Source organism: Brevibacillus sp. FIR094, assembly GCF_050477165.1.
Taxonomy (GTDB): domain Bacteria; phylum Bacillota; class Bacilli; order Brevibacillales; family Brevibacillaceae; genus Brevibacillus.
Map to the genome: position 1 here is coordinate 158,740 of NZ_JBEAES010000005.1, position 23,219 is coordinate 181,958.

Annotated in this window: 1 protein-coding gene; it reads right to left on the bottom strand. The window is 48.7% G+C overall.

Features of this window, described 5'->3' with window-relative positions:
- Window position 1: 1 nt before the first annotated feature.
- A complete protein-coding gene (locus ACQ5DJ_RS05900) occupies window positions 2-23,209 on the bottom strand; it encodes a non-ribosomal peptide synthase/polyketide synthase (protein WP_429841615.1) in 23,208 nt (7,735 codons plus the stop codon).
- Between the last annotated feature and the right edge of the window lie 10 nt (window positions 23,210-23,219).

Genomic DNA, 23,219 nt, shown 5'->3' on the forward strand with positions numbered 1-23,219 from the left:
ATTAATTCCCCTTTCTTTTCTTCAGCTTGGAGAGAACCTTGTTTAACGCCGCCTGACTCAAGTCTGCATCCTCGAAGTCTTCGACTCTATAGCTTTGTTTCTCCGCTTGTATCAGTGAACGCAGGATTTCCGTGAAATGATGGGCGAAAGTCTCGACGCTCGCTTCGCTATGCAATGTCTCGCTGTATAGGAAGCTTAGGTTCAGCTTGCCTCCTGTGACTGCCCCTACCACATCAATCAGATGAGCCCGTCTATTGTCTGGACTGATGTTGGATCCTCTTTCTCCTGCCGCAAATCCAAACAGGGAATCTCCATCTCCCGCCTGATTGAATTGTCCCAGATAGTTGAAGCTAATCGGTGGCTGCGGAATAGCCGCTAGCTTTTCGAACACTTCGCTATCTTTCGTCAGGTAGCGCAGGATGCCGTATCCAAGGCCTTTGTTAGGAATTTGTTGAAGCTTCTCTTTGACTCTTTCCAGCGCATTTTCCTGAGACATGCTCTGATCCAGTCGAATCAGGAGTGGATACATAGACGTAAACCAGCCGACCGTGCGGGAGAGATCGACCTCCGCGAACAATTCTTCTCGACCGTGACCTTCTAGGTTGACTAGTAGGGCTTGTTCTCCCGTCCATTTGGCGTGTGCAAATGCTAACGCGGTTAATAGAACATCATTGATTTGCGCGCGGTAACGGGACGGTACTTTTTGCAGCAGGGTTTCTGTCTCTTCTTCCTCCATTGAAATCGTAATCGTCCGGCAGTTTCCTTCTGTGTTCAACTCAGTATCATCGAGTGGCGTTGTAATGGACATCATCTCGTCTGCTGCAGCTGTCCAGTACTCCTTTTCAGCGACAATACGTTCAGAAGATGCGTACTCATTCATTTTTACTGCCCATGCCTTGTAGGAGGTTGTTTTTGCTGGCAATTGAATCTCTGTTCCCTCAGCAGCCTGCCTATATGCCGTTTGCAAGTCTTCGATCAGAACTCGCCACGATACACCGTCTACCGCCAAATGGTGAATGACAATCAATAAACGGCCCGGTCGATCATAGCCGAGATCGAAATACACGATCTTCATGAGCGGTCCGTTTTCCAAATCTAGGCTCGCTTGTGCTTGGTGTGAAAGTTTTTCGATTCTTCTCATGTGCTGAGCTGGCGAGATCATGCTCAGATCCTCCACGATGAGCAACACTTCCGATTCGACTTCTGCGTGTGTTTGCTTCCACTGTCCATCTGTGTAGGTATAACGCAGACGGAGCGCGTCGTGGTGAGTAAGCAGGTGGGTAATGGCTTGCTCCAGATGCTCTACGTCCAGTTGTTCGTTCACTTGCAGGAGCATCGATTGGTTCCAGTGATGTGGTGTTGGTTGCTCTTGCTCGAAGAACCATTTTTGGATCGGCAATAGTGGAGCTTCACCTGTCACCATTCCTTGCTCTGCTTCCATTTTCGTGCTTTGGCCTGCAACCTTTGCCAACTCTGCAATCGTTTGATGGTCAAAAAGATTCTTCGGAGTTAGATGGATGCCAGCTTTGTTTGCACGCGCGACGATTTGAATGCTGAGAATGGAGTCGCCCCCAAGCTCAAAAAAGTTATCGTGAATGCCGATGCGATCCATTCGCAGAACGGCGCACCAGATCTCCGTCAGTCTTTGTTCGACTAGACTGGTAGCCTGTGTAAACGAATCAACAGTTTGGCTGCGATCATAGACAGGGACTGGAAGTGCTTTTCTGTCTACTTTTCCGTTTGGCGTAAGCGGCAATTCATCCAGCATGACGAAAGCAGATGGCACCATATAGTCCGGAACATGTGCTTTGAAGTGATGGCGCAGTTCGGCTGTGTCAACCTCTTGTTCGGCTTCCTTGACCGCATAAGCAACGAGCTGTTTCTTGCCTGGTTCATCTTCGCGGACAATGACTATGGATGCGGCAAGAGCTGGATGTTTAGCTAAAACGGACTCTACTTCACTCAGCTCAATGCGGAATCCACGGATTTTTACCTGATTGTCCATTCGGCCGATGAACTCGATCAGACCCTCTGGCAGGTAACGAACCAAGTCACCAGTCCGATAGAGTCGTGCCTGCGGATCGGTTGAGAACGGGTTTGGTACAAAGCGCTCTTCCGTCAAATCAGGACGATTCAAATATCCTTTTGCCAGACCATCTCCGCCGATGTACAGTTCACCTGTTACACCAATCGGGACGAGCTGCATTGTGCTATCCAGTACATACACAGTCGTATTCTTGATGGGACGGCCAATCGGGAAAGAACTGATCGTCTCTGGCAACTCCGTGACCGGATAGCAGCAGGTGAATGTCGTGTTTTCCGTTGGACCGTATCCATTGATAATCGTTACTCCCTCGATTTCCAACGCTTTTCTTACGTGGGGAACCGAAACGACATCTCCACCAACGAGCAGTTGCCGAACCCCCGTCAGGTACTCTTTATGATGATCCACCATCAATGTGAACAGTCCCGCCGTCAACCAAAGCGTCGTAACCTGGTGAGTCTGAATGGCTTGACCCAGTTGTTCCAGGGAAGGCAGATCAGGCGGCATCAGCACCAGCTTTGCCCCATTCAGCAAGCTACCCCACATCTCAAAAGTCGCCGCATCGAAAGATACTGTCGATGCTTGCAGGAAAACATCCTGATCGGTGATCGTCACGTAGTCGGTTTCTTTGACGAGACGGACAATGCCGCGATGGATGACAAGCGTTCCTTTTGGCAACCCGGTAGAACCAGAGGTGTAAATCACGTAAGCGAGACTTTCCGCTGTGGTTTCAATGTCAGGTGCCAGTTCGCTTTCTTCAGCAATCATCGCCCAGTCGCGATCCAGACAAATCACGGTATGCTCTCCCGATGGGACTGACGGTAGAAGTTGCTCCTGCGTGAGCAAAACAGTGACTTGTGCGTCGTCCATCATGTATGCCAGACGTTCTTTCGGATAATCCGAATCGAGCGGTACATACGCCCCACCAGCTTTGAGAATCCCGAGCACCCCAATCAGCATTTCGAGAGAACGCTTCACGCAGATACCGACGAGTGAGCCTGAGCGAACGCCTTGTTTTTGCAGGTAGTTGGCCACTAGGTTGGCTCGTGTCTCTAACTGGGAGTAGGTGAGACTCTGATCTCCCGATACCACTGCAATGGAATTCGGGTAAAGCATTGCGGTCTGCTGGAACAATTCATCCACGCGTTGATCCCGTGGGTAAGCCGTCGTGGTGTCGTTCCAATCCACCAGCAGTTGCTCCCGTTCTGCCTGAGGTAAAAACTGCAAGTGGGTAATAGTCTGCTCCGGCATCTGAACGATGGCTTCGAGTAAGTGATGGAAGTGCTGTGACATACGCACAATCGTCGTTTCATCAAACAGCGCTGTATTGTACTCAAATGTTGCGATCAATCCGTCTTGTTTTTCCGCCATCGTCAACGTTAGGTCAAACTTGGCCGTGACGAGGTGTTTGTCCATATCGAATTCCGACACGCGAATGCCAGCTTTTTCGTCTAAATCTAGCTGGAAGTTCTGGAGGACAAACATCACTTGGAACAGCGGCGAGTAGCTGAGACTACGCTCTAACGCCAGTTCATCGACCAGTTTTTCAAAAGGAAGATCTTGGTGGGCATAGGCTTCTAGCGCCGTCTCTTTCACTCTTGCCAGTAAGTCACGGAATGGTGGGTCCCCTGACATGTTCGTGCGGAGCACCAATGTATTAATAAAGAACCCAATCAATTGTTCCGTCTCTTGTCTGTTGCGTCCTGCGACAGGGCTTCCGACGAGGATGTCTTCCTGTCCACTGTAGCGGTGGAGCAAAGTTTGGAAGGCAGCCAGCAAGGTCATGAACAGCGTCGATTCTTCTTTACGGCTAAGTGTTTGTAATTTGTCGAGTAGTTCACCTGCGAGCGTCGTTGAGTAAATCGCTCCCTCGTACGTTTGTACAGCAGGACGTGAACGGTCTGTCGGCAAGGCGAGAAGTGGTTCAGCACCACTTAATTTTTCACTCCAGTAAGAAAGCTGTTCGTCTAAAACCGAACCTTGGAGCCACTCGCGTTGCCAAGCTGCGTAGTCAGCATACTGCACAGGTAAATCACCCAATGCTGGTATGGCGTTTTGGCTAATCGCTTCGTAGGAGGTGAACCATTCGCGAATGAATACACCCATCGACCAACCGTCAGAAATGATGTGATGCATGTTCAGAAGGAAGACTGTTTCTTGCTCGCTTATACGAATCAAGGTGGCACGGAACAACGGACCTTCGCTCAGCTTGAATGGCGTAGCTGCCTCTATTCCTGCCAAACGCTGTGTTTCTGCTTCTCTCTCGTCCGCTGGTAACTCACGCAAGTCGATGACACGTAGAGACTTTTCTTGGTAAGGGTGAATCATTTGCACAGCTTGCCCATCCTCGTGGCTAAAGGTTGTCCGCAAGCTTTCATGGCGCTGGATCAGTACCTGCAAGCTCTTGTTCCAAGCCTCGATATCCAGATCCCCGTGTAATCGCATCGCTGACGGGATGTTATACAAGGCGCTGTCTGGCATCAGACGATCCAGGAACCACAGGCGCTGCTGCGCAAAGGACAATGGCAGATGACCTTCTCGTGAAACTGGTACGATCGAAGCTCCTGTTGTTTCTTGCAAAAAGCTTCCGAGTGCTTCGGACAGTTCTGCAACGATCGGATTTTCGAAAAGCGTACGGATAGGTACTTCTCCTGCAAACATGTCACGAAGACGGGAAATGACCCGTGTCGCTAAGAGAGAATGCCCGCCTAGCTCGAAGAAGTTGTCATGAATCCCGACCTTTTCGATACCGAGCACTTGTGACCAGATCGTGGCGACCTGCTCCTCCTTTTGGTTGCGTGGCGCTACATACTCTTGTCTAGAAGCTATCTGCCCCCACTCCGGCTCTGGCAGTTGCTTCCGGTCGATCTTGCCGTTCGGTGTGAGTGGCATAACGTCCAGCCAGACAAAGACAGATGGAACCATAAACTCCGGCAATTTTGCTTTTGCCCAGACGGCTAAGTCAGTGGCTTCTTCCCTACTGTCCTCTTTTGTCGTCACATACGCCGCCAGACGTTTGTCACCCAGCTTGTCTTCTCTTGCCGTCACCACGGCTTCCTTGACAGCTGGATGGGTTCGAAGGACAGCCTCCAGCTCTCCCAACTCGATCCGATAGCCACGAATTTTCACCTGATGGTCAATGCGTCCCAAATACTCGATTTGTCCATCTGGGAGATAGCGGACCAAGTCGCCGGTGCTGTACATCCGTGCATGCGGGTCAGCGTGGAATGGATTGGATAAGAATCGTTCTGCTGTTAGCTCTGGACGATTCAGGTACCCACGAGCCAATCCTTCACCACCAAGATACAGTTCCCCAGGTAAGCCCATCGGTACAGGTTGCAGGTTGGCATCGAGAATATACGCTTGTGTGTTGGACAACGGACGGCCAATCGTTGGTTCTGACGTGGCGCCTTTGGTGACCTGTACATACGTGGAGTAGGTCGTGTCTTCAGATGGACCATAAAGATTAAAGACTTTTTCCACATGCCCCAGTGCATATAGACTTTGCACCAATGTGTTTGGTAGCGGCTCTCCAGCTAGGTTGACCACTCGTACGGTCGACGGGATTGCGTTCATCCGCACCAGTTCTTTTGCCGCAGAGGGAACGGTATTGATTACTGTCACTTCGTTGACTGCTGGCAAACTCGGTACATGCAAGGCGTTGTCAGCCAAGATGACTTTCCCGCCGTAGCTTAAGGTCACGAATATTTCATAGACAGATAGATCGAAGCAGATGGAAGTGGAAGCGAGCACCCCACTCATTTCTTCCGCCGAAAAGACGGTTTTCGCCCAAGCGATGAAGGCAATAACACTACTGTGCTGAATGGCTACCCCTTTAGGAAGACCTGTCGAGCCAGAGGTGTAAATGACATAAGAAAGGTTAGTCGGTACCGCCAAATTTGGCAGATTCTCTTCGCTTTGCTCTGCGATAGTCTCCCAGTCACGATCTAAGCAGATCACTTGAGCTGTATGTTCGGGCAGCATCGATAGCAAGCTGCCTTGTGTCAACAGGATCGCCGCTTGCGAATCCCCCAGCGTATAGCCGATTCTCTCTTGTGGATACGCGGGATCAATCGGTACGTACGCGCCACCAGCTTTAAGAATACCCATCATCGCTACGATCATTTCAGTTGTACGTTCCATGAGAACAGCGACCAAGACCTCTGGGCCTATCCCTTTCGCCCGCAGATAGTGAGCCAACTGGTTTGCTCGGCGGTTCATCTCCGCGTACGTCAGTCTTTCTTCTCCGACGATTAAAGCCTCCGCATCTGGTGTTGCGACTACTTGTGCTTCAAATAGCTGGTGTATCGTGGTGTCACGAGCATAATCCGTTTCCGTTGCGTTCCATTCCACTAACAGCTTGTGGCGTTCCTCGTCCGTAATAAATGAAAGTGTAGTCAGCGGCTGTTCCGCTTGAGCAGTTAGGGCATGTAGCACCTGAGACATCTGTTCCAATACTTTCACAATCACTTCCGTATCAAAACGTCCTTGCTCATAGATCAATTTGAGAACAAGCTGATCGCCAGGAGCCGCCACCAATGTCAATGGGTAATTGGTTTGCTCCACTGCTTGGACTTCACTCAGCGACACTTCCGAATCTGACTCCTCGCTGGTGCTATTCAAGTAGTTCTCAAAAACGAGAATACTGTCAAACAACGATTGTCCATGTGGAACCTGGCTCCAGCCTTGGATGTCTACAAGTGGTGTGTATTCGTACTGGCGGATGTCTAATTGAGTCTTTTGCAATTGTTGTAACCATTCCTGTATCGTTTGGCTTGAGTCAAACAGGACACGGACAGGTAACGTATTAATAAAGAGTCCTACCATGTTTTCCACTCCTGGCAGCTCTGCTGGTCGACCAGAAACTGTCGTTCCAAAGACAACATCGTCTGATCCGCTGTAACCGCTCAGGATGAGTGCCCATGCCCCTTGCACCAACGTATTTAGGGTCAACTGCTGCTTGCGGGCAAAAGCTTGCAGATGGGCCGTTACTTCCTTGGATAAGTAAACAGTTCGATCTCTGTAGACTTTAGGTTGTATGGCATGACTGCCTGCTTTTCCCATAGCAAGTGGTGTTGACTCGTAGAAGCCTTTTAACTGCTCGCGCCAATAGCGCTCTGCAACTTGTTTATCTTGCTTATTGAGCCATGCGATATAGCGACTAAATGGTTGGACTGCTTCTACTTTTTCTTCTTCGCCTTTATAGATCGCATGATAACTTGCCTGCCAATCTTGCAAGACAAGTGGCATACTCCAGCCATCTAGCAAGATATGATGGAAGCTCCATAAGAAGCGATACGTATTTTCGTTCGTGCGAAACAATGTCCAACGCATCAATGGCGCCTGATTAAACGGGAAGTTTCGCACCCGGTCTTTTTCCATGTACGATTGGATTTCAGCTTCCTGCTTATCGACAGCCACATGGCGTAGGTCGATTTTTTCTACGCTTACTTTTACTGGTTTTCGAACGAGTTGATGCGGTTGTTCCAAGCCCTCCCAGATAAAGGAGGTACGAAGAATCGAATGTCGGTCAACTATTTTCTGCCATGCTTGCTCGAATGCTTCCAAGCTAATATCTCGCACTGTCATGAGGAACTGTACAACATAATCGCCACCCTCTTGTTCATACAGGGAGTGGAACAGCATCCCCTCTTGCAGTGGAGTCAGCGAGTATACACTTTCGATTTGACGATCCGAAGCAATGTATTTGTCGATAGACTGCTGATTTAGATTAGCCAGCGGGAAGTCTGACGGTGTATAGCCCATTTCTTCTGCCGATTGAGTGTAAGACATAATCTCCCGCAGTGCTTCCATGTAATCATCAGCAACGGCAGCAATCGTCTGTTCGTCATGGATGTTTTCGTTGTACAACCAGGTGACGTGTAGCTGATCCCCTGTAACCGCACTAATGATATCTAGCAAGTTCTCTCGAATCGCATCAGGGGCAAGATTGGCTCCACTGCATTCAGGCGCTATGCCAAACGTAGAGGAAACCGCCACGGACTGATCAAATTGCCCAAGGTAGTTGAAGCTGACTTGCGGTTTCGGTTGGGCGTTCAGTTGGCATTGTAGTTCAAGATCATCACGTAGATAGCGCAAAATTCCATAGCCAACACCCTTATTTGGAATCTGGCGGAGCTGTTCTTTGACTGCCTTTAGCGTATGCCCCCAAGATTTTTCTCGCTCGATAGAAAGCTGTATCGGGTACATACTTGTGAACCAGCCAACCGTATGGGATAAATCTGCCCCTTCGATAATTTCCTCGCGTCCATGTCCTTCCAGAAGTACGGCCATCGTCTCTTTTCCTGTCCATCGATTCAGCGCTTTTGCTAAGGAAGCAAGCAATACGTCGTTGATTTGCAGACGGTAGGAAGAGAGCGTTTCGTGAAGTAAGTTGCGCGTCTCTTCGGCAGTTAGTGTAAGCGTAATCTGTTTCGTGAATGCCTCAGTGTTTTGAGCTGGCTCATACGTACGGTCGACAGGAAGTGGATCCACTTCATACGTTTGATTTGCCCAAAAGACTTTTTCCTTTTCGAGCACATCAGAGTTGGCATAAACGTGTAATTGTTCAGCCCATGCCTTAAACGAGGTCGTTTTTAATGGGAATTTCACCGCCTGACCATTTACAGCTTGCTCATAGGCCAACTGCAAGTCTTCCAGCAAAATGCGCCAGGATACCCCATCGACTACCAAGTGATGAATAACCAACAGGAGTCGTCCCGCGCGTTCTTTTCCAAGGTGGAAGTACACTGCTCGGAACAATGGGCCTTCTGTGATGTTGAGACTTGCCTGCTTCTCGCCTGCAACTTCTTCCAATCGCGCGAATTGTTCCTCTGGTGAGATACCAGACAAATCAACCAAATGGAAAGGTACAGGTTCGTCCAAGCCCTCGATGTGTTGTGACCATAAACCGTTGTTGTTGGTATAACGCATGCGCAATGCATCATGGTGTGCAAGCAGCTCGGTAATGGCACACTCCAATGCGTTCGTATCAACCGGTTCCTCGACTGTCAACAAGAAGGATTGATTCCAGTGATGGATAGACGGTTGATTTGCGACAAAGAACCACTTCTGGATTGGCGTAAGCAACACATTTCCGGTCACGATGCCTTGCTCCGCCAGTTGAATAGCGTTTTCCCCGTTTCCAGTTGTTGAAACGAGAGCTGCTAGTTCAGCGATTGTTTGGTTTTCAAAGATCTGTTTAGGTGTAAGACGAATCCCTGCTTGGTTAGCCCGAGAGACGATTTGAATACTCAGGATCGAGTCTCCCCCGAGTTCGAAGAAATTGGAGTTGATACTCACTTCTTCGATTCTGAGAACGTCTTGCCAAATCTCAGACAATTTGCGCTCGATAAAGGTATGTGGTGCAACATACTGCCCATCACTTGTGTTTGCATAGTCAGGTTTTGGCAGGGCCCGACGGTCTACTTTCCCGTTTGGCGTAAGCGGCATTTCATCCAGCATGACAAAAGCAGATGGCACCATATAGTCCGGAACATATGCTTTAAAGTGTTGGCGCAGTTCGGCAGTGTCAACCTCATGCTCGGCTTGCTTGACTGCATAAGCGACGAGTTGTTTCTTGCCCGGTTCATCTTCGCGGACAATGACTACGGATGCGGCAAGAGCAGGGTGTTTGGCTAATACTGCCTCTACTTCACTCAGCTCAATGCGGAATCCACGGATTTTTACCTGATGATCCATTCGGCCGATGAATTCGATCAAACCCTCTGGCAGGTAACGAACCAAGTCACCAGTCCGATAGAGTCGTGCCTGCGGATCGGTTGAGAACGGGTTTGGTACAAAGCGCTCTTCCGTCAAATCAGGACGATTCAAATATCCTTTCGCCAGACCATCTCCGCCGATGTACAGTTCACCTGTTACGCCAATCGGGACGGGCTGCATTTTGCTATCCAATACGTACACGGTCGTATTCTTAATAGGACGGCCAATCGAGAAAGAACTGATTGTCTCTGGCAACTCCGTGACCGGATAGCAGCAGGTGAATGTCGTGTTTTCCGTTGGACCGTACCCGTTGATAATCGTGATCCCTTCGATTTCTAAAGCTTTTCTAACGTGAGGGACCGAGACGACATCTCCTCCAACGAGCAATTGCCGAACCCCCGTCAGGTACTCTTTGTGATGATCCACCATCAGTGTGAACAATCCCGCCGTCAGCCAAAGCGTCGTAACCTGGTGCGTCTGAATGGCTTGTCCCAGTTCTTCCAGGGAAGGTAGATCAGGCGGCATCAGCACCAGCTTTGCCCCATTTAGCAAGCTGCCCCAAATCTCAAAGGTTGCCGCATCGAATGATACTGTCGATGCTTGCAGGAAAACATCCTGCTCGGTGATCGTCACGTAGTCGTTTTCTTTGACGAGACGGACAATGCCTCGATGGATGACAAGCGTTCCTTTTGGCAACCCGGTAGAACCAGAGGTGTAGATCACGTAAGCGAGACTTTCCGCTGTGGTTTCAATGTCAGGTGCCAGTTCACTTTCTTCGTCAATCATCACCCAGTCGCGATCCAGACAAATCACGGTATGCTTTCCCGATGGGAATGCCGGCAGAAGTTGCTCCTGCGTGAGCAAAACAGTGACTTGAGCGTCGTCCATCATGTATGCCAGACGTTCTTTCGGATAATCCGAATCGAGCGGTACATACGCCCCACCAGATTTGAGAATCCCGAGCACCCCAATCAGCATCTCGAGAGAACGCTTCACGCAGATACCGACAAGTGCACCTGGGCGAACGCCTTGTTTTTGCAGGTAGTTAGCCACTTGGTTGGCTCGTGTCTCTAACTGGGAATAGGTGAGACTCTGGTCTCCCGATACGACTGCAATGTGATTCGGGTAAAGCATCGCGGTTTGCTGGAACAATTGATCCACGCATTGATCCCGTGGGTAAGCCGTCGTGGTGTCATTCCATTCCACCAGCAGTTGCTCCCGTTCTGCCTGCGATAAAAACTGCAAGTGGGTAATGGTCTGCTCCGGCATCTGGACGATGGCTTCGAGTAAGTGATGGAAGTGCTGTGACATGCGCACAATCGTCGTCTCATCAAACAGCGCTGTATTGTACTCAAAGGTTGCGATCAATCCGTTTGGTCTTTCCGCCATCGTCAACGTCAGGTCGAACTTGGCCGTGACGAGGTGTTTGTCCATATCGAATTCCGATACGCGAATGCCAGCCTTTTCATCCAATTCTAGCTGGAAGTTTTGGAGGACAAACATCACTTGGAACAGCGGCGAGTAGCTGAGACTACGCTCTAGCGCCAGTTCATCGACCAGTTTTTCAAACGGAAGATCCTGATGGGCATAAGCTTCTAGCGCTGTTTCTTTCACTCTTGCCAGTAAGTCACGGAATGTTGGGTCCCCTGACATATCCGTACGTAGCACCAGTGTATTAATGAAGAAACCGATAAGCGATTCGGTCTCCTCCCGATTTCGTCCTGCAACTGGGCTTCCGACGAGGATATCTTCCTGTCCACTGTAGCGATAAAGCAAAGTTTGGAAGGCAGCCAGCAAGGTCATGAACAGCGTCGATCCTTCTTCACGGCTGAGCATACTCAATTTTGCTAACAGTTCAGCTGAGAGCGTAAAGGTATACATCGCGCCATCATGACTTTGAACAGATGGACGCGGACGATCTGTCGGTAAAACCAGTAGTGGTTCGGCATCGACTAGCTGTTCTTTCCAGTACGCTAGCTGTTGCGTAAGCACATCTTCTTCCATCCACTTTCGTTGCCATACAGCGTAATCGGCGTACTGCAGTGTCAGATCGGCTAAAATAGGTTCTTTGCCGTGAACAAATGCTTCGTATAGTTCTCTCATCTCTTTGATGAAAATACCGATAGACCAGCCATCGAAAATAATATGGTGCATGTTAAATAAGAAGACGGCCTCTTGCTCGCTTATGCGAATCAAGGTCGTACGGAACAACGGACCTTCGCTCAGCTTGAATGGCGTAGCTGCCTCTCTTCCTGCCAAGCGCTGTGTTTCTGCTTCTCTTTCGTCCGTTGGTAGCTCCCGCAAGTCGATTACATGTACCGACTGCTCTTGGTATGGGTGAATGATTTGTACGGCTTGGCCATCTACGTGACCAAAGGTTGTCCGCAAGCTTTCGTGGCGCTGGATCAGTACCTGCAAGCTCTTGTTCCAAGCCTCCATATTCAGGTCCCCGTGCAATCGCATCGCTGACGGGATGTTGTACAAGGCGCTGTCTGGCATCAGACGATCTAGGAACCACAGGCGTTGCTGCGCGAAGGACAATGGCAGATGACCTTCCCGTGAAACAGGTACGATCGAAGCTCCTGTTGTATCTTGCAAAAAGCTTCCAAGTGCTTCGGACAGTTCTGCAACGGTCGGATTTTCGAAAAGCGTACGGATAGGTACTTCTCCTGCAAACATGTCACGAAGACGGGAAACAACCCGTGTGGCTAAGAGAGAATGTCCGCCTAGCTCGAAGAAGTTGTCATGAATCCCGACTTTTTCGATGCCAAGCACTTGCGACCAGATCGTGGCAACCAGCGCCTCCGTTTGGTTGCTTGGCGCTACATACTCTTTTGTAGAAGCCATCTGCCCCCACTCCGGCTCTGGCAGTTGCTTCCGGTCAATCTTTCCATTCGGTGTGAGCGGCATAGCGTCCAGCCAGACAAAGACGGATGGAACCATAAACTCTGGCAATTTTGCTTTTGCCCAGACCGCTAAGTCAGTGGCCTCTTCGCTACTTTCGTCTTTTGTCGTCACATACGCCGCCAGACGTTTGTCACCCAGCTTGTCTTCTCGTGCCATCACTACGGCTTCCTTGACAGCCGGATGGATGCGAAGGACAGCCTCCAACTCTCCCAACTCGATCCGATAGCCACGAATCTTCACCTGATGATCAATCCGGCCCAAATACTCGATTTGTCCATCTGGGAGATAGCGCACCAAGTCGCCGGTGCCGTACATCCGTGCATACGGGTCAGCGTGGAATGGATTGGACAAGAATCGTTCTGCTGTCAGCTCGGGACGATTTAGGTACCCGCGAGCCAATCCGTCACCGCCAAGATACAGTTCCCCAGGTAAGCCCAACGGTACAGGTTGTAAGTTGGCATCGAGAATATACGCTTGTGTGTTGGACAAAGGACGACCAATTGTCGGTTCTGACGTCGCGCCTTTGGTGACCTCTACAAAAGTAGAGTATGTCGTATCTTCAGACGGACCGTACAGATTAAAGACTTTTTCCACATGCTCCAATGCATATAGACTTTGCACCAATGTGTTGGGCAGTGGCTCTCCAGCTAAGTTGACCACTCGTACCGTCGACGGAATCGCGTTCATCCGCACGAGTTCTTTTGCCGCAGAGGGAACGGTATTGATTACTGTCACTTCGTTGGCTGCTGGCAGGTTCGGTATATGCAAGGCGTTGTCAGCCAAGATGACTTTCCCGCCGTAGCTTACGGTGACGAATATTTCATAGACAGATAGATCGAAGCAGATAGAAGTCGAGGCGAGCACCCCACTCATTTCTTCCGCCGAAAAGACGGTTTTCGCCCAAGCGATGAAGGCAATAACACTACTGTGCTGAATGGCTACCCCTTTAGGAAGACCTGTCGAGCCAGAGGTGTAAATGACATAGGAAAGGTTCGTTGGCTCTACCTGATTAAGCAAGTTCTCTTCGCTTTGCTCTGCAATAAGCTCCCAGTCACGATCCAGGCAGATCACTTGTGCCGAATGTTCAGGCAGCATGGATAGCAGGCTTCCTTGGGTCAGCAGGATCGCCGCTTGCGAATCCTGCAGCGTATAGCCGATTCTCTCTTGTGGATAGGCGGGATCAATCGGTACGTACGCGCCGCCAGCTTTGAGAATACCCATCATCGCTACGATCATCTCAGTCGTACGTTCCATGAGAACAGCGACCAAGACCTCTGAACCGATCCCTTGCGCCCGCAGATAGTTAGCCAACTGGTTTGCTCGTCGGTTTAACTCCGCGTACGTCAGTCTCTCTTCTCCGACGATTAAAGCCTCAGCATCCGGTGTTGCGACTACTTGCGCTTCAAATAGCTGGTGCATCACCGCGTCACGCGCATAATCCGTTTCCGTTGCGTTCCATTCCACTAACAGCTTTTGACGTTCTTCGTCTGTGATGAATGAAATGGCAGAGAGATGATCCGTAGGCTGAGCCATCATTGACTCTAATACTTTGATCAATTGAGCCAACACCTGATCCATGGTGATCTGCTCGAATCGATTTGTTTCATAAATCAGCTTGAGCAATAGCTCTTCGCCAGGTGCCGCCACCAATGTTAATGGATAGTTCGTCTGCTCAACTGCTTTGATTGTGTTTAACGACATGTCTGTATCATCCTGTGTTTTTGTACCAGACATGTAGTTCTCGAAAACGAGTATGCTGTCAAACAACGCCTGTCCAAGCGGCACTTCGCTCCAGCTTTGAATGTCAACGAGTGGTGTGAACTCGTACTGACGTATCGCACTCTGTTCCTGTTGGATGTTCTGCAGCCAGTCGATCAGCGTCATTTGTTCCGAGAAAAGCACGCGAACAGGCAGCGTGTTGATAAACAGACCCACCATGGAGTCCACTCCACGCAAATCTGTAGGACGTCCCAGATTGGTTGTCCCAAATACCACTTCCGACTCACCTGCGTAACGACTTAATATCAACGCCCACGCACCTTGGACCAGCGTATTCATCGTCAGTTGATGCCTACGGGCAAAAGCTTGCAGACTCGCAGTTGTTTCCTTCGATAAAAGAATAATATGATCCGCGTATTCTTTTTGTTGTACAGCCCTTCCACCCGGTTTCCCCATGCTAAGAGGAGTTGGTGTACGGAAGCCACGCAGATGTTTTCGCCAATACTGCTCTGATGCCTCAAGACTCTGCTGCTTTAACCAGGCAATATAAGAGGAAAACGGAGGAGCGACAGGCAATTTAGCTTCGCTACCATCAACAGATGCCTGATAATAGGCCAACCAATCGTTTAGGACGATCGGTGTACTCCAACCATCCAACAACATATGGTGAAAGCTCCAAACGAGCTGACTGGTTTTCGAATCGAGACGAATCAAGGACCAACGCATCAATGGCGGATGAGCGAGATCAAAGCCTAGCTTGCGATCTTGTTCGAGATAGGTTTGCAAGTTCGCTTCTTGCTTTTCTTTCGTTACGTGACTCCAATCCAGTTGTTCGACATGTGCTTTTACTTTTGTATGAACAACCTGATGCGGTTTTTCTAATCCGCTCCATAAGAAGGAGGTTCGGAGGATGGCATGACGCTCGACAACTTTTTGCCATGCTTCTGAAAACATCGCCACATTCAAGTGATCCAAATTCACGACCAGTTGAACGACGTAGTCCCCGCCTTCTTGCTCATAAAGAGAGTGGAAGAGCATCCCCTCTTGTAACGGGGTGAGCGTGTAAATGTTCTCGATCAGACGATTGTTTCCGATGAACTTGTCGAGGCTTTTTTGATCCAACTCCGCCAACGGGAAATCGGAAGATGTATAGCCACCTGCCTCTTCAGAGCGACAATGGGCAATAATCGCTTGCAATGATTGCACATAGACACGAGCTAGCTCTTCAATCGTTTGTTGTTCGTACATATCGCCGCTGTATGTCCAAGTCATTTCTAACTGATCTCCCGCCACCATGCTCTGGAAATCAAGTTTATGGAGTCGGGCTTCATCCTTGCTCAGATTGGACGCTGACCAGTTCGGAATGATCTGGAACAAGGAAGCATCAGCCGTTTGATCCTGATCAAATTGTCCTAAATAATTGAAGCTAATCTCAGGTTGTAGATAAGCTTGCAGAGTATTTATTGTTTGTTCATCTTTGCTTAAATAACGATGAATGCCGTAGCCAATCCCTTTGTCAGGAATCGAGCGCAATTGTTCTTTGACTGATTTTATCAGGGAACTCCAAGGCGTCTGTGGCTCCATTTCCAACAAGACTGGATACATGCTTGTGAACCAGCCTACTGTACGGGAAATGTCCACGCCATCGATGATCTCTTCACGCCCGTGTCCCTCAACTGAAACATAGAGTGTCTGTTGCCCCGTCCAGTCGTTATAGGCTCGGATCAAAGCACTGAGTAACACGTCGTTAATCTGAGTACGGTAAGCGGCTGGTACCTCCTGCAACAAAGCACGTGTCTCGTCAGTGCCCAGCTTTACCTTTACTTGAACGGCCAGACTTTCTGTGTTCTTTCCATTCGGGTGGTCAACAGGCAGGTTTACTACATGACTGGTATCCAGATTCGCCCAGTATTCGTCGACTACGCTTTGTTCAGCGTACTGTGTCAACTGTTCCGACCATCGCTTGAAAGAAGTCGTCTTCTGAGGCAATTTCAGCTGTTGCAACTCTGTCAATTGTTGATAAGCCGTTTGCAAGTCTTCCAGAATAATTCGCCAAGAAACACCATCGACAGCGAGATGATGAATCGCAATGAACAGAAGCTGTTTGTCCCCGCATTGGAAGTATGCAGCACGAAGCAATGGTCCTTTTTCGATATCCAGACTTGCTTGTAGCTCGTCTGCGATGGCTTGCATTTGTTCCTCTATTTCCGTTTCAAGTACAGCCGTCAAATCTACTACCTGAAACACGTCCTCATCCGAAACGACATCATGATATTGCTCCCATTTTCCGTTGACGTTCCGAAAACGCAGACGCAATGCATCATGGTGAACAAGAATCGTCGCAAAAGCTTTTGCTAATAAACTCGCATCCATTTCTTCACGCACAGCAAGCATGACGGATTGATTCCAGTAGTTTACATGGCAAATTTCCTGCTCAAAGAACCACGTCTGAATGGGTGTCAGAGGCAATTCACCTGTAACAACACCCTGCTCCATATCCACTTGTGGTGCATCCTCAAGAACAACGACACTTGCGGCCAATTCTGCCAATGTTTGAGAGTCAAACAAGTGCTTTGGTGTAAATCTGATACCCGCCTGATTGGCACGCGACACAATCTGAATAGTCAAAATCGAGTCGCCACCCAGTTCGAAAAAGTTATCGTGAATCCCGATTGAATCTACACCTAGAACTCCTTGCCAGATTTCGGCCAGCCTCTGTTCGATTTCCGTTTGCGGGGCAACAAAGCTCTCTTCCCATTGAGCTCGCAAGGCATCGGGTATCGGCAAAGCACGGCGATCTACTTTTCCGTTTGGAGTGAGTGGCAGAGCATCCATCCGTATGATGACAGATGGCACCATGTAGTCTGGAAGTCTATCTTTTAAAGACTGACGCAATTCATTCGTCTGTACCTCTTCTCCCTCATGAAGCACGGCATAAGCCACCAGTCGTTTCACTCCAGGCGTCAAATCTTCCCTGACGATCACCACTGCTTCCGAAACAGCTGCATGTGCATACAAAGCCGACTCTATTTCCCCGAGCTCAACCCTGAATCCGCGAATGCTTACTTGATCATCGGCCCGTCCAATAAACTCCAAATTGCCATCTACCAAATATCGAACCAAGTCGCCAGTTCGATACATCCGTGCCCCTTCATCTGTAGAGAACGGATTGGGTACAAAACTGGCTTCCGTCAGGTCAGGACGGTTCAGATAGCCGCGTGCCAAGCTTTTCCCCGCGATGTAAAGTTCCCCGACAACTCCCACAGGCACAGCCTTTTTGCTTGCGTCGAGTACATAGACAGATACGTTGTCAATGGGCCGTCCAATGGAAGGAGCCGCTTCTCGTGCTTCCTGCACAGGCACGATGCCAGCAGTAGCAACGACTGTATTTTCTGTTGGGCCATACTGGTTTACCAGCGTAAACGGTACATTCGCAGACGGGTACTGGTGCAAAGTATCACCACCCGTCAATATGTAGCGCAATGCTGATTCTGCTGGCCAATTCAAAGTAAGCAGGCTCTCTGCCAAAGGCGTTGGTAAAAAGCTGATCGTGATGCCTGATTCGACTAACCAATTACGCAGTTTTTCTGGTACGAGACGAATCTCTTCCGGTGGCAGGCAAATCGTAGCCCCCACCGTCAAATACGGCCAAATCTCCCACACGGAAGCATCAAAAGCTGTACCAGCTATTTGCGATGCACGGTCCGCAGCGATTACCTTGTACGCTCGTTGATGCCAATTGACTAGATTCAAGAGTGATCCGTGTTCGATCTCCACTCCCTTTGGCGTTCCTGTAGATCCTGACGTATAGATGACATAGGCGAGTTGATCTGCTTTGGTCGCAACCGCTGGCGCAACCGAACTCATCTTAGCCATTACATGCCAATCTCGATCCAAGCAAAGGATTGTTGCAGCGCCTTCTGGTAATGAATCTACCAACCGCTCTTGGGTTAAGACCAGAGACATCTGTGAGTTCTTGATCATAAAAGCGAGTCGTTCTTGCGGGTATGCAGGGTCCATCGGCACATAAGCAGCACCTGCTTTGAGAATCGCGAGTTGACCGATCAACATCTCGATGGAACGCTCCACGCAGATTCCTACCAAGTCTTCCGATCCAATCCCTTGTTTTCGCAAGACATGAGCGAGCTGATTGGCCTTCGCATCCAGGTCTGCATAGGTGATTGCACCTTGCTCACCCGAAACGGCAATCTGATCAGGCAACTTTTGTGCCATCTGTGCAACACGTTCGTGCACGCAAAGATCGCGGGAATAATCAACCTCAGTATCATTCCAACCGACGAGTAGCTGATCTCGCTCCCCATCGCCTAACAGTTCAACTTCCGTTATTTTCTGCGCTGGATTGGTCGCAATAGCTTGCAAAAGATTGCGGAAATGCTTTGCCATGCGCTCAATCGTCGTACGATCAAATAAATCTGTACTGTATTCAAACACACCCTTGAATCCGTAATCCTCGTCTTCAATCATGGTGAGAGTCAAATCAAATTTGGTCGTCTTGTTGAGATTGACTTCATTAGGTGTAATGGATATCGTCTCGCCTTTCCGTACACCCGTTGACATTCCCTGTACGGAGAAAAGTACCTGGAATAGCGGCGAGTAGCTGAGACTGCGCTCAATTTGTAATTCATCGACTAATTTTTCAAAAGGAATATCCTGATTGGCAAACGCATCAAATGCCGTCTCACGGACACGTCGCAACAGCTCAACGAATGTAGGGTCATTAGACAGGTCCGTACGAAGAACCAGCATGTTGACAAAGAATCCGATTAGGTTTTCTATTTCCTGACGATTACGTCCCGCAACAGGTGTACCGATCAGAATATCTGTGGTATGCGTATAGCGGTACATGAAGTGCTTGAATGCCGCTAAAAGCGTCATGAAAATTGTCGCGCCTTCTTGTCGCCCAAGGTCGCGTAGCTTTTGCCCCACTTCACTCGGCACGTAGAAAGAATAATTGTCACCGCGATAGCTTTGTACGACTGTACGTGGACGATCAGTTGGAAGTGGCAAAAGCGGTTCACTCTGCCCCAGCTTCTTTTTCCAATAGCTGAGCTGCTGCTCCCAAACATTGTCTTGCCAGTTCTCTCGTTGCCAGATTGCGTAATCGCGATATTGAATGGGTACATCGGCAAGCGGTACGTCTTCTTCTTTGACTAAGGCTTCATACACTGCACTTAGCTCGTTCACCAATACATCCATAGACCAACCGTCTGAGATGATGTGATGCATATTCATCCAGAGAACAGACTCTTGTTCCTCCAGTCGGATCAGCGCTGCCCGCATCAACGGCCATTGATCCAATTGGAAAGGAGTCGCACCATCTTCTTCCACGATGCTCTTCCAGATAGCCTCTTTTTCCGCTGCTGGCATGTCGCGCAGGTCAGTGACAGGAAGTGACAAATGCACATGTGTATGAATCACTTGGACCGCTCGTCCTTCAATGTCCTTAACCGTTGTTCGAAGTGATTCATGTCGGTTGATGATTTCATTCAAAGCACGTTCCATTGCATTCGTATTGACCGCTCCACGCAGATGGAATCCGACCGGAATGTTGTACATCGCGCTATTCGGGATCAGTTGATCAAGGAACCAAAGACGTTGTTGCGCGAAAGACAGTGGCAACTCTTGAGAACTGTCCAATGAAAGCGGTTTGATCGGGCTTTGCTTTATCGGCTCCGCACCTTGGCGAGTGAATTGAATACGTTCCGCCAATTCTGCTACCGTCTGATAGGTAAAAATCTCACGCATCTGAAGCTGCGTCTGAAATAGTTTGGATGTACGGGACAGCAATTGTGTCGCTAAAAGCGAATGCCCTCCCAATTCGAAAAAGTTATCGTGGATCCCGATTCGTGATACTCCAAGAACCTCCTCCCAAATCCGGGCGAGCAATTCCTCAATTGGATTACGCGGCGCACTGTGCGCGTTGCCTGTTTGCACATTGCCGTCTGGTAGCGGCAAAGCTTTGCGATCAATTTTGCCGCTCGAGGTCAGCGGGAACTCTTCCATTTGAATAAAATGAGACGGAACCATGTAATCTGGCAGCGTTTGTCGAAGCAGTGTACGTAAGGAGGCAACCGTCCACACCTGATCTGCTATGATATAGGCGCATAGATACGCTTGATGGTTATGATCTGTGTGTGCCACTACTACTACATCGCGAATCGATTTTTCTTCGATCAACCGGCTACGAATTTCGTTCAACTCAATCCGAAAGCCACGAATTTTCACTTGATGGTCGATGCGTCCGAGGTATTCGATGTTTCCATCCTTGCGATAACGAGCCAGGTCGCCTGTTCGGTACATTCGTTTGCCTGCTTCAAATGGATGGGGAACAAACTTTTCGTTCGTCAATTCTTCATTATTTAGATATCCTCTCGCCAATCCAGCTCCGGCAATACATAATTCACCAGGAACTCCGATTGGCTGAAATTGTCCATATTGATTGAGGATATGCATTTGATAGTTGGACAATGGCTTTCCAATAGGCACAGGATTTTCTATCAAGTCTGCCGTGAGTGAGAAGCTGGAAGCATAAATGGTAGCTTCTGTCGGACCATAGATGTTCTCCACTTTCACTTCTGGCAATACGTTATATACTTTTGGCGCTAGATCATTCGGCATGGCTTCCCCGGCAGCCATGATGTATCGCAGTCGGTTATCCTCTTTTCGCCCCTCGAGATACTCTACAAACGGAATGAGCATAGATGGAACAAAATTGACATGCGTTACGTCATAATTTACAACAGATTCCCAAATTTTGTCAGATTCTTTCTCCGCGCCAGGTTCGAGAATCACCAGTCTGCCACTGCCGAGAATCCAGCCGAAGATTTCTGCGACGGATACGTCGAAGGTATAGGTCGTTTTTAACAAATACGCATCTTTTTCTTGTAGCGGATATTTCTCTTGCAGTGCGAAGATTTGATTCAATAGACTCGCATGCTCGATCATGACGCCTTTCGGTTTGCCTGTCGAACCCGATGTATAGATGACGTATGCAAGATTACTGGTTTGGGCTACATTCGCAAGATTTCCCGATACTCCCCGATAAAGCTCATCCGCCTCTAGATCAAAGATCCGATCAGCAAAATCAATTGTCTCTAAAAAGCGTTTTTTTGTAAGAAGTAGCACACTTCCGCTATCCTGTAAAATGTATTCGATGCGTTCCTTCGGATGAGCCGGGTCGATTGGTAAATAGGCTCCGCCTGCTTTAAAAATCGCAAGAATGGCAATGATCATTTCCGCTGAGCGTTCTGTGAGCAAGCTGACAATACTTTCTGGTCCGACCCCTTTTGCACGTAAAAATGTAGCAAGTTGGTTTGCCTTTTCGTTTAGCTCACGATAAGTAAGCTTTTGCTCTCCCATGATCAGCGCAATGAGGTGTGGTTGTTTCTCAGCACGCTCTTCAAAAATTTGGTGAATCAGATAATCAACAGGATAATGGCGATATGTATCATTAAAAGTATGGAGCTGAAGGTGCTTCTCTTCGGAATGTACCACTTCTAGATTTTTCAGAAGGATATCCGGTGTATTTGTCACTTGCGTCATGATCGTTGTAAGTTGTTGATTGAAGTGGTGGAGTTGCTCTTCCGTAAATACGGATGCATTGTATAGATACGTAACAGTGAGGGTATCGTCTGAGGTGACCATTATGTTTAGGTCGTAGTTGGTTTGTTCAAAAGCATGCAGATTTGTGAGATTGAATTCTTGGTTATATTGGTTCAGACGGGTCAAAAGCTCTGCGCCCATCGGATAGTTTTGGAACAGAATAATATGATCGATCAGTTGTTGATTTTTCTGAATGTCCGCGAGGGATAGATAATGATATTTTTCCAGCGAGCCCGACTCTTCTTGTACTTGCTTCACCAGATCAGAAAACGTTTGATTGTCTCTCACCTGAACACGGATAGGTACGGTATTGATGAAAAGTCCAACCATCTGCTCGACGTTCGGTATATCGATTGGACGGCCAGAGACAACCGATCCGAATACAACATCATCAGTATTGCTTTGGCGCTGCAGCATGAGACCCCAGATTGTACGAAAGAGATTGTTTACAGTTACTTGCAATTGTCTTGCGATTTGATTCAAGTCGCTCGTCAACGTCTGACCTATTGTGAAGACCAGCTCTGCTTGATTATATTTGATTCCGGTACCTTGCTTTTGAATAAATGTGCTCTGCTCATAGCCACTTAAATACCGTGACCAGTTGACTTTTGCCTCTTCTGTATCCTGTTCCCCTAACCAGCTTATGTACTTGCTGTACGGATAAACTTGGCCGAGATTTACTGGTCGTTCGTCTTTTAATTGTTGATAGATTTGGAAAAAGTCATGTAACACAATCGGAATGCACCAGCCGTCGAGCAAAATGTGATGGTGGCTCCAGATCAGTGTATACGCATCAGAAGCAGTTTGGACAAGAGTGAGGCGAATGAGCACATCTTTTGCCAAATCAAAATTTTTCTGACGTTCTCTTTTTGCAAAGTCCTCCAAAAAGACGGCTTGCTCGCCTTCAGAAAGGTGTGTGATATTTATTACCTGAACGTTTGTCTTTCTTTCCTTGAGTACAATTTGTCGCGGCTTTTGAACCTTCTCAAGGATAAAGACGGTTCGGAGAATATCGTGTCGCTCGATCAGCGCGTTTAAGCTAAGTTCGAGAATAGCTGGATCGATGAGCCCTCTTATGGTAAAGCGCAATTGTTCAAAATAGGACTCTGTTCCTTCGTCCAGGAGGGAATGAAATAACATTCCCTCTTGCATGGGAGATAACGGATATATATTGGCGATCTTTTTACTTGACACGTCTACTCTC